Source organism: Achromobacter sp. NFACC18-2, assembly GCF_900108985.1.
GTDB lineage: Bacteria > Pseudomonadota > Gammaproteobacteria > Burkholderiales > Burkholderiaceae_B > Achromobacter.
The window spans coordinates 84,041-100,055 of sequence record NZ_FNYM01000023.1 but is presented as its reverse complement, the minus strand read 5'-3'; the positions used below and the strand labels follow the sequence as shown (position 1 = coordinate 100,055).

The 16,015-nt window shown below is 64.5% G+C and carries 16 protein-coding genes; 7 read left to right on the top strand and 9 right to left on the bottom strand.

The window, feature by feature from the left end; translation table 11 throughout:
* On the top strand, positions 1–2,329 hold a 2,329-nt coding region (locus BMW75_RS26890), incomplete at its 5' end, for an RHS repeat-associated core domain-containing protein (protein WP_175493279.1).
* Positions 2,320–2,739, top strand: coding sequence for a DUF6896 domain-containing protein (locus tag BMW75_RS29315; RefSeq protein WP_139208603.1), 420 nt, complete (start codon positions 2,320–2,322; stop codon positions 2,737–2,739). The genes BMW75_RS26890 and BMW75_RS29315, both read left to right, overlap by 10 nt.
* Before the next feature lie 185 nt (positions 2,740–2,924).
* Here the strand turns inward: BMW75_RS29315 and BMW75_RS26885 are convergent, their stop codons facing one another.
* Positions 2,925–3,803, bottom strand: coding sequence for an aldo/keto reductase family oxidoreductase (locus BMW75_RS26885; RefSeq protein WP_092582582.1), 879 nt, complete (start codon positions 3,801–3,803; stop codon positions 2,925–2,927).
* A 106-nt stretch (positions 3,804–3,909) separates the two neighbouring features.
* On the opposite strand from BMW75_RS26885, the gene BMW75_RS26880 reads away from it, so the two are divergent.
* Positions 3,910–4,815 carry a LysR family transcriptional regulator gene (locus tag BMW75_RS26880; protein WP_092582581.1) on the top strand — a complete coding sequence of 302 codons (906 nt, stop codon included), beginning with the start codon at positions 3,910–3,912 and terminating at the stop codon, positions 4,813–4,815.
* Positions 4,816–4,905: 90 nt separating this feature from the next.
* The gene (locus BMW75_RS26875; protein WP_092582589.1) at positions 4,906–5,535 is read left to right on the top strand and encodes a class I SAM-dependent DNA methyltransferase; all 630 of its coding nucleotides are present in this window, start codon (positions 4,906–4,908) and stop codon (positions 5,533–5,535) included.
* A gap of 7 nt (positions 5,536–5,542) precedes the next feature.
* Here BMW75_RS26875 and BMW75_RS26870 read toward each other — a convergent pair whose 3' ends face one another.
* The gene (locus tag BMW75_RS26870; RefSeq protein WP_092582588.1) at positions 5,543–6,061 is read right to left on the bottom strand and encodes an O-acetyl-ADP-ribose deacetylase; all 519 of its coding nucleotides are present in this window, start codon (positions 6,059–6,061) and stop codon (positions 5,543–5,545) included.
* A 364-nt stretch (positions 6,062–6,425) separates the two neighbouring features.
* Between BMW75_RS26870 and BMW75_RS26865 the strand changes: the two genes are divergently transcribed.
* Both BMW75_RS26865 and BMW75_RS26860 read left to right on the top strand, forming a co-directional pair.
* Entirely contained in the window at positions 6,426–7,634 is a 1,209-nt protein-coding gene (locus BMW75_RS26865) for a GGDEF domain-containing protein (RefSeq protein WP_092582580.1), read from the top strand.
* A 77-nt stretch (positions 7,635–7,711) separates the two neighbouring features.
* The gene (locus tag BMW75_RS26860; protein ID WP_092582579.1) at positions 7,712–8,740 is read left to right on the top strand and encodes an alpha/beta fold hydrolase; all 1,029 of its coding nucleotides are present in this window, start codon (positions 7,712–7,714) and stop codon (positions 8,738–8,740) included.
* Positions 8,741–8,799: 59 nt separating this feature from the next.
* On the opposite strand, the gene BMW75_RS26855 is transcribed toward BMW75_RS26860, so the two are convergent.
* Genes BMW75_RS26855 through BMW75_RS26845 form a run of 3 tightly spaced genes read right to left on the bottom strand, consistent with a single transcriptional unit; the run spans position 8,800 to position 11,587 of the window.
* Positions 8,800–9,789: an NAD(P)H-quinone oxidoreductase gene (locus BMW75_RS26855; RefSeq protein ID WP_092582578.1), complete on the bottom strand. Its 990-nt coding sequence runs from the start codon at positions 9,787–9,789 to the stop codon at positions 8,800–8,802.
* Positions 9,786–10,136, bottom strand: coding sequence for a carboxymuconolactone decarboxylase family protein (locus BMW75_RS26850; RefSeq protein ID WP_092582587.1), 351 nt, complete (start codon positions 10,134–10,136; stop codon positions 9,786–9,788). The genes BMW75_RS26855 and BMW75_RS26850 overlap by 4 nt, the downstream gene beginning before the upstream one ends.
* A gap of 14 nt (positions 10,137–10,150) precedes the next feature.
* A complete protein-coding gene (locus BMW75_RS26845; protein WP_092582577.1) occupies positions 10,151–11,587 on the bottom strand; it encodes an NAD-dependent succinate-semialdehyde dehydrogenase in 1,437 nt (478 codons plus the stop codon).
* Between the two features lie 263 nt (positions 11,588–11,850).
* Between BMW75_RS26845 and BMW75_RS26840 the strand changes: the two genes are divergently transcribed.
* Positions 11,851–12,798 (top strand): LysR family transcriptional regulator, encoded by a 948-nt coding sequence (locus tag BMW75_RS26840; RefSeq protein ID WP_092582576.1) that lies wholly within the window; start codon positions 11,851–11,853, stop codon positions 12,796–12,798.
* A gap of 93 nt (positions 12,799–12,891) precedes the next feature.
* Here BMW75_RS26840 and BMW75_RS26835 read toward each other — a convergent pair whose 3' ends face one another.
* From BMW75_RS26835 to BMW75_RS26820, 4 genes are all read right to left on the bottom strand, one after another.
* A complete protein-coding gene (locus BMW75_RS26835; RefSeq protein ID WP_092582575.1) occupies positions 12,892–13,554 on the bottom strand; it encodes a hypothetical protein in 663 nt (220 codons plus the stop codon).
* Between the two features lies 1 nt (position 13,555).
* On the bottom strand, positions 13,556–14,434 hold the full coding sequence (locus BMW75_RS26830; RefSeq protein WP_254792132.1) for a hypothetical protein: 879 nt from the start codon (positions 14,432–14,434) through the stop codon (positions 13,556–13,558).
* Positions 14,435–14,567: 133 nt separating this feature from the next.
* Entirely contained in the window at positions 14,568–15,107 is a 540-nt protein-coding gene (locus BMW75_RS26825) for a carboxymuconolactone decarboxylase family protein (protein WP_092582573.1), read from the bottom strand.
* 138 nt (positions 15,108–15,245) lie between these two features.
* Positions 15,246–16,004, bottom strand: coding sequence for an SDR family oxidoreductase (locus tag BMW75_RS26820; RefSeq protein WP_092582572.1), 759 nt, complete (start codon positions 16,002–16,004; stop codon positions 15,246–15,248).
* Between the last annotated feature and the right edge of the window lie 11 nt (positions 16,005–16,015).

Sequence of the window (16,015 nt, the reverse complement as noted above, 5' to 3'; positions counted from 1 at the left end):
CGTCACGCACCCGGACCAGACGGTCGAACACTTCGAACGCGACGCCGAGGGGCGGTTGCTGGCCCACATCGACGCGTTGGGGCGGCGCACGCAATGGACGTACAACGGCGCCGGTTTACTTGCCCAGCGCCTGGACGCGGCGGGCCGGACGCTCCAATACGAATGGGACAAGCTGGGCCGGCTCACCGCGCTGGCCAATGAGAACGACCGGCAGGCGAGATTCGTCTATGACCCGGTAGGGCGACTGCTGGAGGAGCGAGGCTTCGATGACGTGGCCACCCGATATCGCTACGACCCGGACAGCGGCACGTTGCTGTCGGCGCAGGATGGCGACCGGGTCATCGAGTTCACGTTCGACGCGCTGGGGCGCGTGACCCAGCGTTTGGCGCGGCCGTATGCGCCGTCAGCGCAAGTGGCGGGGCAGACCGCAGCACAAGCGGCGGCGCGTACGTCGGCGCAAACGGCCACGCAAACGTCAGCACCCGCGTCCTCACGCTCAGCGCGGGTTCGCGTCGAGGCGCAGACAGAGCGGTACGCCTACGACGGCAACGGCCGCCTGATCCTCGCCGAGAACGCCGCCTGCCGGCTCCAATGGTTCCACGACGCCGCCGGCAACCTGACCCGCGAACATCAGCACTATCTGGCCCTGGCGCAGCCAGTCGTGGCGGTCTGGAAGCACGAGTACGACGAACTGAACCAACGCATCGCCACGCGCCGCCCCGATGGTCATCGCGTCAACGTGCTGACCTATGGTTCTGGCCACGTCCACGGCCTGATGTTCGACGACCATGAGCTCGTCAGCATCGAACGTGACGACCTGCATCGCGAGACCAGCCGCACGCAAGGCAATGGCCTGGCGCAGACGCAATCGTGGGACGCGATGGGGCGCCTCAATGCGCAGAACATCGCGCGGGGCGCGCAACGCCTAATCCACCGCGGCTACCGCTACGATGCGGCGGGCCAGTTGGAAGCAATCCAGGACAGCCGCCGAGGCCCCCTCGCGTACCGTTACGACCCGGTGGGACGTCTACTCGAAGCCACCAGCAGCCTCGGCAAGGAAACCTTCGCCTTCGACCCGGCAAGCAATCTCCTCGACCCGTCCAGCGACCCGGCGCACGCCAGCACCCTAGGCATGGCCGGCCCCGTCTACACCTACCGCCAGCGTTCCGCGCGCCTGGACAACATGCTGCGCGAATACGCCGGCACCCACTACACCTACGACGCGCGCGGCAACCTCGTCGAGAAGCTGCACAACGGCCAGCGCTCGCGCTTCGAATGGGATCTCTTCAACCGCCTGGCGGGCTACAGCAACAACAGCCTGCAAGTGAGCTACCAGTACGACGCACTGGGCCGCCGCTTGCTCAAGCAATCCGAAGCGCACTGGCGCGAACGGCCCGGCATGACGCCCGCGCAGCGCAAAGAAGAGCAAGCCCGCGCGAATCGCACGTCGGGTTGCTGCACGACACTCTACGGCTGGGATGGCGACACCCTGGCATGGGAAGGCTACGACGACCGGACCACGCACTACCTCTACGAACCCGGCAGCTTCGTCCCGCTGGCCCAGGCGATCAGCCGCAAACCCGTATTGCTGCATCAGCAACCTGTTTACGCGGGTGCCTACGACATCGACCGCGACCCGCTATGGACAACCTCGCCCGACCCGGACCCGGTGGACGCCATGGCCTGGTATCACTGCGATCACCTGGGCACGCCGCAGGAACTGACGGACGCGCAAGGCGAGATTGCGTGGAGCGCGCACTACCACGCGTGGGGCGCCGCAAAAGAAGCCATCACAGATGCCGCCCGCGCGGCAGGGATACGTAATCCGATCCGATTCCAAGGGCAGTATCTGGACCCGGAAACGGACCTGCACTACAACCGCCATCGCTACTATGATCCGCAGATCGGGCGGTTCATATCGAAGGATCCGATCGGGTTTGCGGGTGGGTTGAATGTTTACCAATATGCGGATAACCCGGTGGGCTGGGTTGATCCGTTCGGGCTAAGCAGCCGATGTTCGACACTGGTAAATCCGAGGCAATTGCAGTCACGCCAAGGACCGAGCGAAATGACGGGAAATAAGGTTAAGCGATATGCGTCGGCGATGCGTGCTCAAGGCGGATTCGGTTCGTTTCCTCCTATCGAGGTCGCGGATTTGGGAGACGGTGCGCTGGTAATCATCGATGGACATCACAGAGCGGAAGCCGCAATCAAGGCGGGCGTATCAACGACTCCGGTACACATCACTGTGGTGTCTCCTGAGGAAGCGGAACAATTGAAGTATGAGGCCGAAATGGCGAGAGCCGAGAGGGTAAACCGATGTCGATGATGATCTGCCAGGAATTCGTTGAACTGGTCAAAGAGTATGTTTCGTGCCAGTCAACATTGCAATGCGAGTTTTTCAAGAAAAACTCAAAAATAACTGATTGGAAATTTTTGACGGACTGTCCTCGGAACGGTGTCCTTGGTGCGGCGGAGGCAAATTGGATATATAGACGCCACGGTGTGGGGATAAGATTTGAGAGCGAGCGAGGGCTTGTTATTGATGTCCATAATCACATTGCTTTGAGAGGAGTGGTGGACGCCCACAGAATTTCCGAATATTTGATTTCTAAGAAGCCTGAGGTTGATAGCGAATCCGACGTGTATGTGGAATGCACAAGGCTTCTGAAAGGTATGGAAGTCGCCGGGCTGCTACGTAGAATTTGCGACGATGAGGAGGCATGGATTCTGGTCTGACGAGCTTTCTCGATCCGCTAACCTACCAAGTCCATTGAGTTTGGATTGGCGTCCGCCTTGGTCTGATGCTCGCGCACTGAGGCAACGACTGTCTATTGACCCGGCGCCAGCCAACGGCACTCCGCGCCCGCAGAATTGGATTTCCAGAAAACTACGGGAGGCGGTTGCTTTGCGCGTGGCCCGATTTAAGCCGGCTCGCTCGCGCCGATCCCGTCCAGCGCCCTCGCCACATCCTCCGGCAACCGCAACGACCCCGCCGCCATGTTCTCCCGCAGATGGCGGGTCGATGACGTGCCCGGTATCAGCAAGATATTCGGCGACCGCCGCAACAGCCACGCCAGCGCCGTCTGCATGGGCGTCGCGCCGATCCGCGCTGCCGCATCGTTGAGAATGGACGACTGCAATGGGCTGAAGCCGCCCAGCGGAAAGAACGGCACGTAGGCGATTCCCTCGCGGGCCAGGTCGTCGATCAGGGCATCGTCGCCCCGGTGGGCCACGTTGTACTGGTTCTGCACGCAGACGATTTCGCAGATCCGGCGGCCTTGGGCCACCTGGGTCGGCGTGACGTTGCTCAGGCCGATGTGGCGGATGAGCCCTTGCTGCTGCAGGCCGGCCAGCACGGAGAGCGGCTCCTCGATGGAACCTTCAGCCGGCCCGTGCACGTCAAACATGGCGCGCAGGTTGACCACGTCCAGCACGTCGCGGCCCAGGTTGCGCAGGTTGTCGTGGACGGCGCGGGTCAGTTGCTCGGGCGAGAAGGCGGGATTCCAGGAGGCATCGTCCCCGCGCACCGCGCCCACCTTGGTCACGATCACCAGGTCGTCGGGGTAGGGGGCGAGCGCCTCCTTGATGAGCTGATTGGTGATGTGCGGGCCATAGAAGTCGCTGGTGTCGATATGGTTGACCCCGGCGGCCACGGCCTCGCGCAGCACGGCGATCGCCGCATCGCGATCCTTGGGCGGTCCGAAGACGCCGGGACCGGCGAGCTGCATCGCGCCGTAGCCGAGCCGATGGACCTGGCGCGAGCCCAGGGGGTAAGTGCCGCTGTCTTGGAGATGGGACATGTGGGGTTCCTGTTCCGGTGAAATGTGGGTACGGACACACGATAGAGCTTCCGGCATACGCTGATAAGCCAATACAATCCGGACGGCTTGTACGGAATTCTGAACAATGTCGACCGATCTCGATGACCTCCATGCCTTCGTCGCGGTGGCGCGCGCCCAGGGTTTCCGCGGGGCGGCGCGGACCACGGGCACCAGCGCCTCGCGGCTCAGCGACACGGTGCGCCGGCTGGAGGCGCAGCTTGGCGTGCGCCTGTTCAACCGGACGACGCGCTCCGTGGCGCTGACGCAAGCGGGGCAGGAACTGTTGAGCCGGCTGGCGCCTGCGCTGACGGAAGTGGAGGCGGCGCTGGACGCCGTCAACGGCTTTCGCGACAAGCCGGCGGGCACGCTCAGGCTCAACGTGCCGCTGAGCGCGTCGCGGCTGGTGCTGCCGTCCCTCGTTCCCGACTTCCTGGCGGCCTATCCCGACATCCGCCTGGAGGTCGTGGCGGAAGAGAGCTTTGTCGACGTGCTTGCGGCCGGCTGCGACGCTGGCATCCGCTACGACGACCGGCTGGAACAGGACATGATCGCGGTGCCCATCGGTCCGCGCGTCCAGCGCTTTGCGGCCGGCGCCTCGCCTGCGTACCTGGACCGGCGAGGGCGTCCCGCGCATCCCGGCGACCTGATGCAGCACGCCTGCCTGCGCGGCCGCTTTCCCAGCGGGGCCATGCCGGCCTGGGAATTCGAGCGGGACGGGGAATCGGTGCGCATCGACGCCACGGGGCCGCTGGTCGTGCAGATCGGCGGCGCGGTGGACCTCGCCGTGGATGCGGCCATTGCCGGCGTGGGCGTCATGTATCTGTTCGAGGACTGGCTGCGTCCGCACTTCGAAAGCGGGGCGCTGGAGCCGGTGCTGCAGCCGTGGTGGCCGCGGTTTTCGGGGCCGTTTCTTTACTACTCCGGGCGCCGCCTGGTGCCTTCGCCGCTCAAGGCCCTGATCGATTTCATCAAGGCGCGGCCGTTTCCCTGAGCTGGGACGGCCGTCTTTCCGGCAGTCGCGGTTCCCCTGAACGACGCCCGCCGCCTCGCCGGCCCACGCCATTTCATGCACAATCGCCCCATGCACCTGGACCCCGAAGACCTCGCCAAGATTACCTCCCTGACGCTGGCCCACTACGAAGAGAACGCCGAGTCGTTCGAAGCCGGCACGCGGGACCACGATGTCAGCCAGAACATCGCGGCCTTGCTGCGGCACATCGAAGGGCAGCCGCCCTACGACATCCTGGACCTGGGCTGCGGTCCGGGGCGCGACCTGAAAACCTTCCTGGCCATGGGGCATCGGCCCGTGGGCGTGGACGGCACACCGCGGTTCGTGCAGATGGCGCGCGCGGCAAGCGGATGCGAGGTCTGGGAGCAGGACTTTCTGCAACTCCAGCTTCCGGCGGCCCGGTTCGACGGGATCTTCGCCAACGCCGTGCTATTTCATGTGCCCGGGCAGGAGCTTCCCCGCGTGCTGCGCGAACTGCGGGCGGCGTTGCGGCCGCGCGGCGTGCTGTTCAGCTCCAACCCCCGGGGCGGCAATCAGGAAGGATGGAATCGCGGGCGCTATGGGGCCTATCACGACCTGGACGTCTGGCGCGCCTTGATGGAAGCGGCCGGATTCGAGGAGCTTGAGCATTACTACCGGCCCGACGGCCTGCCGCGCGAACAGCAGCCCTGGCTGGCGAGCGTGTGGCGGCGCCTGGACTAGGGACGCGTCAGGCAAGCGGGGCGTTCAACAGGCGCTCATAGTGCAGCAGGTCTTCGGTCGAGAAACAGCAAAAGATGACCTCCTGCACAGGCGAATCCCGCGACAGGCTTTCGCGGATGGTGGTGAACGCCACCTGCGCCGCCAGATCGATGGGATAGCCATATATGCCCGTGCTGATGCTGGGAAAGGCGATCGAGGCGACCGCCCTGTCTTGCGCCAGATCGATGCACCGGCGATAGCAGCTTGCCAGCAACGCCGGCTCCCCGCTGTCGCCGCCTCTCCAGACCGGCCCCACGGTATGAATGATGTAGCGAGCCGACAGCCGATAGGCGCCGGTCACCTTCGCATCGCCCGTCTTGCAGCCCCCCAGCAGCCGGCACTCATGCACCAGATCCGGCCCCGCGGCGCGATGGATGGCGCCATCGACGCCACCGCCGCCTAGCAGCGAGGAGTTGGCGGCGTTGACGATGGCGTCGACTTGGAGTTTTGTAATGTCGGAGCGCAGGGCGCGCAGGGTGGTGGGCATGATTTTGATCCTCATGGCGTGAATGCGGCTGCGGGCGTGACGGGCGTACGCCACTTCTCAGCGTACGCCGGAATGACGCAGCGATGCTCTTCTCGGACAGCGCTGAACCTTTAGGCGCCATCTGCCAGGCTAACTGGGCCCCCGCAGTTTGAAGGTCTATGAAATCGTGAACGTCCGATGTGGCGGGGGAATCTAAGCAACGATTTTTGCACTGCCTGGTGTTGCTGGTGTGGTTGCCCATGTCCACCCCAGCCAATTCAAAAGCTCCCCTTGACCTGGCTGACATTTCCTCGGTTAATGCTTCGCTTGGCACGGCCTGATCGTGCCGGTACTGGAAATCTGCTTCCCTCTCGACGTTCATCTCATGGTTGCCTCCACGCTAGTCGGCATGCTGTGCGCACACCTGTTGTGCTTTTCCGGCATGTTTTTGCTTATCAGCCGTCGCCTGCCTGGCAACAGGATGGGGATGGATGTCTTTGCCGTGGGCAATCTGCTGCTGGCGGCGGCCTATATTCTGCAGCTGGTTGAAGGCGGCCCCGCCTGGAGTGCGATGAGCGTCGTCAATCACTGCCTGACGCTGGCGGCCCCCATTGCGTACGTGCTTGGCGCCATGCGGTTCTTCGGGCATCAGGTTCGGTTATGGCGGCCTTTGATTGTGTTCTGCGTGGCTTATGGCGTTGCCCAGTGGTGGGTGCAAGCGCAGAGCGGGTCGGAGGCGCGCTACGCCATGCTTGCGGCGTCGGCGACGCTGCTTTTCTTTGCGATGACCGTCACCGTGCTCTACGGCGGGCGCACGTTCGCCAAAGACTTGTTCGGCGAGATGATCTTTTTCGCGTTGCTGATCGGCGGAATCTGTGTTCTGAACGCATTGAAATTCCTGAAGATCGTGGACGGCGGCCTGGACGCGCTGCACATGGACAGCCGCTTCCAGATGATTTTCTACATCTACATGTCGACCCTTGCGACCATCGTGCCGCCCTCCATTGTCTGGCTCGTCCTGCGCCGGCTGACCGACAGCCTGCGCAATATGGCGGCGCGCGATCCCCTGACGGACCTGTTCAATCGCAGAGGACTCTCCGAGGCCTTGACCCAATACTTCAACGGCCGCAATGCCGCACCCGCCTATCTGCTGGAATTGGACGTCGACCATTTCAAGCGGATCAATGACAGTCATGGTCACCAGGCGGGCGACGAGGTGATCCGCCACGTCGCCAATCTGCTGCGCGCCACCGTGCGTCGCAGCGACCTGACAGGCCGGTTTGGGGGAGAGGAATTTGTCGCCATCATCCTGGAAGCGGATGTCGCAGAAGTGATGCAACTGGCGGAGCGATTGCGTGCCAGCGTCGAAAGCCAGCCGATTAACGTCGCGGGCGTTGATGAACCGCTGCGCTGCACGGTCACGATCGGTGTGTCATCCCGCTTTCACGGCGCGCAGGGCCTGGACGAGGCGCTTCGACAGGCCGATTCCGCGCTCTATACAGGAAAGGCCGCGGGGCGCAACCGGGTGGAGCTGGCAACCGCGCCTAACGGCCTGCCAGTGGCCGACATCGAACTGGCCGGCGCACACCCCTAAGGAACCCAGGTCCCGTTCTTGCTGTCCCTCTTGTACAGCGCTGGCAGCGGGCCGGCGCCATAACAGGAGTCACACGCATGACACGATCACAACCTCTTCGGCTGGCTGCGTTCTGCGCCGGTGTCGCGCTTGCGGGCAGCGCCATCGCGGCGGACGCGCCCAAGGTGCCTGACTACGGCCCCAATCTGGAGCGTTTCGCGTATCCGCACGAGGTCAAGCGCCTCTCGCTGGACACGCAGGGCCAGAAGCTCTCGATGGCCTACATGGACGTGGCCGCCGCCAAGCCCAATGGCAAGACCGTTGTGCTCATGCATGGCAAGAACTTCTGCGGCGCCACCTGGGAGACCAGCATCGCCGCACTGAGCCAGGCCGGCTATCGCGTCGTGGTGCCCGACCAGATCGGCTTTTGCAAATCCGACAAGCCGCAGGCCTATCAGTTTTCGTTTCACCAACTGGCCGCCAACACGCACGCGCTGCTCGACCATTTGAAAATCGATCGCGCGAGCATCGTCGGCCACTCCATGGGCGGCATGCTGGCTGCGCGCTATGCGCTCATGTACGGCCCGCAAACCGAAGCCCTGGTGCTCGTCAACCCCATCGGGCTCGAAGACTGGAAACAGGAAGGGGTGCCGTATCGCAGCATCGACGACTGGTACCAGCGCGAGCTCAAAGCCAACTTCGACGGCATGAAGAAGTACCAGCTCGGCACTTACTACGCCGGCCAATGGCGCGACGACTACGACAAGTGGGTCCTCATGGCCGCTGGCATGCTGCAGGGCGAAGGGCGCGAGCGCGTCGCCTGGAACCAGGCCCTCACTTACGACATGTTGTATACCCAGCCAGTCGTCCATGAATTCGGCCAGATCGCCGTGCCCACCACGCTGCTCATCGGCGAAAAGGACAACACGGCTCCCGGCAAGGACGCCGCCCCACCCGAAGTGGCCAAGCGCCTGGGCAACTACGCCGCGCTGGCGCCCAAGGCCGCCAAAGCCATCCCCAATGCCACCCTCGTCGTCTGGCCCGACCTCGGCCATTCCCCGCAGGTGCAGGATTCGACGCGGTTCAACGAAGCGCTGCTCAAGGCATTGCCCGCCCCGAAGGGGTGATGCGTGGCGCGCGTCCGCATGCCGTGATCGGCATGCGGACGTGAGGCCAGGCCGCCAGGTCAAGCGGTCATCGTCAGAATGATTTTTCCCACGTTCTGGGCCGATTCCATCCGGCGATGGGCGTCCGAGGCGCGTTCCAGCGGATAGGTGCTGTCCACGACAGGCACCAGGCCAGTGCCGCTGGAGAAGCGGTCCAGCCAGTGCGCGCGAAAACGCTGGACCATCGCATGCTTTTCCGCCTGCGGACGCGACTTCATGACCGTGCCAAATATCTGCAGATGGCGGTACAGGATGTCCTCCAACGCAATACTGACCTGGCCGCCGCCGCCCAGGATACCCACCTGGACCAGCCGCCCGCCGTTGGCCAGCGAGGCGATGTTGCGCGTAAAGTTGGGCGCGCCGATAAAGTCGATCACCACGTCCACGCCACGGTTCGAGGTCCGCTCGGCCACGACCTGCGAAAAGTCCTGGGTGCGGTAGTCGATTGCGTGGTCGGCGCCCAGCCGCAGGACCTGCTCCAGTTTGCCGGCCTCGGCCGTGGCGTACACGGTGGCGCCCGTTGCCCGGGCAAGCTGGACCGCCGCCGACCCCACGCCGCCGGCCGCCGCGTGGATCAGCACGGAATCACCCGCTTTCAGGCGGCCGAGATGCAGCATGGCTTCGTGTGCGGTGACGAACACTTCCGGGATCGCGGCGGCGTGGACGTAGTCCAGTTCCTCGGGAATGGGCAAGGCCATGCGCCAGTCCAATCTGGCGATTTCCGCGTACGCGCCGCCGCCCACCACGCCCATCACGCGGTCGCCGGCCTTGAAGCCACGCACGGCGCTGCCGGCTTGCAGCACTTCGCCCGCGATCTCCAGGCCCATGATGGTCGAGTCGCCGAAGTTCGGGCGGCCGTAGCCGCCGCGGCGGTGGGTGAGGTCGGCGCGGTTCACGCCGGCGGCATGGACACGGACGATCAGATCGTCGGGCCGCATGTCGGGCCGGGGCACGTCGGCCACCTGGAGCACATCGGCTTCGCCAAACTGTTCAAAAACGATCGCTTTCATTTCTTATCCTTCAGGTCGTTGTGATGTGACTCGGCCAAGGTGGCTTGCGCAATCGCCGAGGCCGTAATTGCGGCGGGAAATCCGACGTAGAACGCCAGGTGCGTGATGACGGCCGACAGTTCGGCCTGCGTCAGCCCATTTTCAACGGCTCGGCGCAGATGCGCGGGCAATTCGTCGGTATGCCCCGCAGCAATCAGGGCGGCCACCGTGATCAGGCTGCGGTCTCGGGGCGCCAACGCCGGATCGTTCCAGAAATCGGGGTACAGCGTGTTGTCGACAAAGGCCGACAGGGCCGGGGTGAAGGCGCGCGCCGCTTCGCGGGGACGGCTGAAATCGATATTCGACATGATGTGCTCCTGGTTCAAGCCTGGCTGATGAATTTGTGCGTGAGGTAGTACTCGATGCCTTCCACGCCGCCCTCCGAACCGTGACCGCTTTCCTTCATCCCGCCGAAGGGCAACTCCGTGGCGACGATTCGGTATTGGTTGATGCCGATCATTCCGGCTTCCAGGCCGTCGGCCACGTCGATCGCCGTGCGGGCATTGGTTGTGAACGCATAGGCCGACAAGCCATAGGGCAACCGATTGGCCTCCTGCAAGCCATCCGCCAGCTCATCGAAGGGCATCAGCACCGCGATCGGCCCGAACGGCTCTTCGTGCATGATTCGGGCGTGCATCGGCACATCCGCCAGCACCGTCGGCTCGAAGAAATAGCCTTCGCCCTCGATGGGCTTGCCCCCCGTCAACACCTTGCCGCCGCAGGCCAGCGCGTCGGCAATCAACGCCTGCATCTTTTCCAGCTGGCGCGGGTTGGCCAACGGGCCGACCTGGGTATCCGGATCAAGGCCGTTTCCGACCTTTAGCGCGCGGGCGGCCTTGACGAAGTGTTCGCGGAACTCGTCATAGACCCCGCGCTGGATCAGAAAGCGCGTGGACGAGATGCAGACCTGGCCGGTGCCGCGAAAGCGGTTGGCAGCGCCCTCCACCGCGGCGCGCTGGACGTCGGCATCGTCAAACACCAGGACCGGCCCATGCCCGCCCAGTTCCAGCGTGATGGGCTTTACGCCTTCGGCGGCGCGCGCCGACAGCAGCCGGCCGATGGGCACGGACCCCGTGAAAGTCACCTTGCGGATCACCGGCGATGCGATCAGGTGCCGCGACACGTCGTCGGGGACGCCAAAGATCACTTGCAGCACCCCTTTGGGCAAACCTGCATCGTCCAGCGCGCGGGCCAGGGCCAGCGCGGTGCCCGGGCTTTCCTCACCGGGCTTGATGATGACACTGCAACCGGCGGCCAGCGCGGCGGCAAGTTTGCGCGCCGGCGTGATCGCAGGGAAATTCCAGGGGGTGAACGCGGCCACCGGGCCGATCGCCTGCCGCTTGACCAGTTGCTGCACCCCCGGGCGGTTGGCGGGCACGACACGGCCGTCAATCCGCTTGGCTTCTTCGGCAAACCATTCGAAGTACTCGGCGGCGCGCAGCACTTCATCGCGGCTTTCGGCCAGGGGCTTTCCTTCTTCCAGCGTCATCTGCGTGGCAATGTGCTCGGCGCGTTCGCGCATCAATGCCGCGGCGCGATTGAGCACGCGAGCACGCTCGTTGGGAAACGTCTTGCGCCAGACATCGAAGGCCGGCTGCGTCGCGGACAGCGCGCGGTCCATGTCCGCCGTCGTCGCAAGGGGGACCCGGCCCAGCTCCTTGCGCGTGGCAGGATTGACCACGCTGGCCGTGTCGCGTTCGCTCGCCCCTATCCATTCGCCGTTGATGAAGAGGTAAAGCGGATCATAATTGCCGTTCATGGTTGCAAACTCCGATAAGATTGTTCGATACCAGCCGGCTCCATTTCCGCCAGATGGGCTCAACCCGCAGGGAAGGGGAGATAGCCATCGGGACGAAGCACGCTTGCGTTCACCAAGCGCGGGATCAGGGGCCTGACCATGGAACGAAGTCTAGGCGCGAGGGGCGCGCGGATTTAGTTCCGTACGGAAGAATGACTTTCCCTGCCAGAGGAAAAGTCGCAGCAAACACACTGGACCCACGACGGACCCACGACGGACCCACGATGGACAAGCTTTACAACATGGCGGTTTTTGCGAAAGTGGTGGAAATGGGCAGTTTCACTGCCGTGGCCAACCATCTTTCCACCACGGTCGGCAATATTTCGCGTGCTGTCACGGTGCTGGAAGAGGGTCTGAATGCCCGGCTGATCCAGCGCTCCACCCGCCGTTTGGTCGTGACCGATGTGGGACATCGTTTCTATGACCGCTGCATCGCGATCCTGGGCGACGTCGAGCAAGCGGAGGCCGAAGCGAGCCACGCAACGGTCTCGCCCCGGGGGGTATTGCGCGTTCATGCCGTACCCGGTCTGGGGCGCACGCTGGTCGCCCGCGCAGCCTTGGCGTATAGAAAGACCTACCCCGACGTCTCGGTGGACCTGCTGCTGTCGCAGCGCATGCCGAATCTGCTTGAAGAACAGCTCGATGTCGGCATCGTGATCGCACGCACCTTGCCGGATTCCACCTACGTCAGCCAGAAGATCGGCGTCAGCCACTGCATCCTGGCGGCGTCGCCTGAGTACCTGGAGCGGCATCCCCCCGTCCGCACCCCCGAGGACCTTGCCCGGCACGATTGCATTTTGCTGACCACGGTCGACTACGCGCCGGACGAGTGGCATCTGGAAGGCGACGGCGGCGCGTTTATCCACCGTCCATCGGGCGGGCATCTTGGCGTGAACGATATGGACGCCATGGCGACGGCGCTGCGCGATGGCGCCGGTATCGGGCTGCTTGCGGGATTCTCCGCCATTGAGGATCTGCGCCGAGGCACGCTGGTGCGCGTCTTGCCGGGGTATTACACGAACCAGCGCAACGTGTATGCGCTGTATCCGTCGCGACAATTCGTCGATGCAAAAATCAAGCTCTTCATCGATGCCTTGAGACAGCACGTTGGCGAGCAACTGGCGGGGTATGCCTCTGAATTGGGGATCGCCACGACGAAAGAGGAGGGTTGACCTCCTGTCCGCGTTAACGGCACCGTGCCGATCCGGCCGGGCCGGAACGCTGCATATCGGACTAAGGCCCGCGACGCGTGGGTCGATTCAGGTTTATTCGACGCCGGAAAAGAAGGCGCAATGCCCCGGGTAGCCGGGCCGCGCGTCGCAGGCCTTCAAGCAGCCGGGCTTGCCGCCCGGGAAGCCCGCCGCGACCGACATCCCGAACCCGTACGTCGGCGTGGTCACGTCGAAGCGGCTTTCGCACACTGTCTTCGTGCTGTAGGCGAACGTCATGCCCTCGCGCCGGCCGTTGATGGCGAACTCCACCTGGAAGCTGTTCGTGCTGGTCCACCCCGGCCGTGGCAAGACGACGAACCGGTAGTGCGTGGCGTCCAGGCGTTTGCCGAAGATCTTGAGTTGCGCGGACGTGGTCCGCGTCGTGGGCGACGGATACGGCAGGGCCAGCAACGTCCGCGGATCGCCCAGCACGCCCAGGTCCAGGCCCATGCCCTTCTGGTAGAACGGAACGTCGATGCTGGGATAGCCCGCGTATTCCACCACCTTTACCTTCGATCCGTACTCGATCGTCTGAGGATCGTAGTCGGGCGCCTGAGCAAACGCCACGTCCAGCGTCAGCACCACGTCCGCCGGGTTGGCGTCTTCGGCGCGAACGTGCCGTTCATATATGTCGGCGTTGGTTGCGCAGCCGGCAAGCGCCGCGGCGCACCCGAGCGCCAGCCAGCGCCAGCAATGAAACGCGGGAATCGGCCTCATCTCATTGCGCCTTCTTCGATTGCACGGGAAGCGCGGCGGGCTTCAGGCCCTGGCCGATGAATTGCCAGCCGTCCTTGCCTTGTTGCCATCGGAAATTCCGGTTGATCCATTCCGCCTTCAGGTTGTCGTGGAGGCGGCGCTGGTCAATGTGCTTGCCTTCGTCCAGCGCCGCGCGCGCACGCGCACGGCTCTGATCCCACGCCGGCTTGAAGGCCTCGCGCTGCATCGCCCTGGTGAACGGGACGCTGGCGTAGGGGCCTTCGCCCGCCACGCTGAGCCGGATCTCGTTGTCGAGCAGCAGGGCGCCATGGCGATTGTCCGGCGACACCGACACCAGCAGCGGGCTGGAGCGCTGGTATTCCTTGGGCAGCAGGTGCTCGAACCACAGCACCTGCCCGGTCGACGTCACCAAGGCCCGCGAACCCGCGGTGAACAGCAGCAGGTCCTGACGCCCGGGCTGCGCCAGGCCCATGTCCGGGTCGCGCACGTCGACGGTGGGACTCAGGACGCGCGCAAGGGGCGTGTCGTTCTGCACCGCGATCAGGATCGTGCCCACGCCCATGAAATCGTTCGACACCGCCAGCAGCATCGGCTGGCCGCCCTGGGTCGGGCCCAGCGCCCTGACGTGGATGAACTCGTATGCGTTCAGCGGCCGGTACGGCTTGCCGCGGTACTTGATTCGGTAAAGGTTCGAATTCGGCTGGCCTTCCAGTTCAAAGGCGCCGCCTGGCGGTTGAATGGCCTGGACAGAGGCTGAGGCGGGGGCCGCCCGCTGCGCCTGGGCGGCAGGCGTCATCGATAGCGTCAGCGCCAGCGCGACGCTCGCGCAAACCCAGGAGTGGCGGCGGCCCGGCGGAACGGTCTTCGTAGGAGCAGGCACAACGTCTTTGGCGGCGGCGCCGCATGAAAGCGATGCCGGCATTCTAGGTCAAACGCGTCGCCGGGCACGGACGGCCGCCGCGGACCGCCAGCCCGGATGTCCCCGGCCTTGTGCCTGCGCTCGGCCTGTCGCGTCACTTCAGGTCCGGAAAATCCACCGTGGTGTCGTTCACGCGGTTAAAGACATTCGTGAACGTGATCACGGCGATGGCCAGTGCAATATCCACCACCGCTTCGTCCGGAAAGCCCGCTGCGCGCAACGCCGCGAGCGACTCGGCTTCGAGCGTGCCCTGGCCTTCCTGAAGGCGTCGTACAAACGCGATCAGCGCATCGCGCCTTGCGTCGCCCGTCGGTTCCAGCGCCCTGATGGCGCGGACCGTGTCCACGGGCAGGCCGGACGCCTTTCCCGCCAGGCTGTGTGCCGCCACGCAGTAGTCGCAGCCGGCGATCGCGCTCACCACCAGTTTGACCGTTTCGCGGTCCTGCGCGGAAAGCACGCCACGCGCGAGCACCGCGTCGGCGGAAAGCATGGCCTTGAGCGCCGGCGTATTCAAGGCGCCAATGGCCGCATAGGCATTGGGGACCATGCCCACCGCTTTGCGGATACCGGCAAAAACGTCGGCGGTTTCGCCCGAAGCGCTGGTGGCGGCGGGTGTGTCGATACGGGAAGTCATTGTCTTGGTTCCATTCAAAGTGGGCCTGCGGGAAGACGGGTGCGCGATGCGCGCGAGTCCAGCGCAGGCGTTGCGATCACGACGCAACTGTCCTGAAAATGCAGTCCGCGCGAACGCGGACGCGTCGATCCGCTTGCCTTATACGGGGATGGGATTGGCCGCGATCTCAGCGTTGAAGCCATCGACCAGCGCATGTTCGCCGCTGCCGGGGTTATCGCGCAGGGCGCGAATCGCCTCGACGAACACTTCCGGCGCGTCGGTTGCCAGCCCCTTCATGGTTTCGGCGATGAAGGCGTCCAGCGGCATGGCGCGGGGATCTCCGCTCTTTTTGATGAGATCGGTGTCGACCCACGGCGGCGCGATTTCCTGGACCGTCACGCGGGTGCCCTTGAGCATGAACCGCTGCGACAAGGCGTAGGAGTGCAGCGCCGCCTTCGAGGCGGAATAGACCGCGTTGGTTGCGATCGGCACGTAGGCCAGCATCGAGGTGTTGTGGATGATGGTCGCTCGCGGTTGCGCCTTCAGGTGCTCGATCAGCGCCGACGTCAGCCGGATCGGGCCAAGCAGGTTCGTATCAAGGATCTGGCGCGAGACGGCGTCATCGATGCGGCCGGACGGATCGTCGAACGGCATGACGCCTGCATTGTTGATCAGGACGTTCAACGTCGGATAGTCGCGGATCAATTGCGCGGCGACGCGGTCGATGTCGGCGGCATCGGAGATGTCCAGCGCCACGCCCTCGATTCCTGGATGCGCGGCAGCCACTTCATCCAGCAGCGCCTGCCGGCGCCCGGCGATGATGACCTTGTTGCCCAGGGCATGGAATTGCTCGGCCAGCGCGCGGCCAATGCCCGAGGTGCCGCCGGTGATGAAGATCGTGTTGCCCGTCATTTGCATGATTTGTCCTT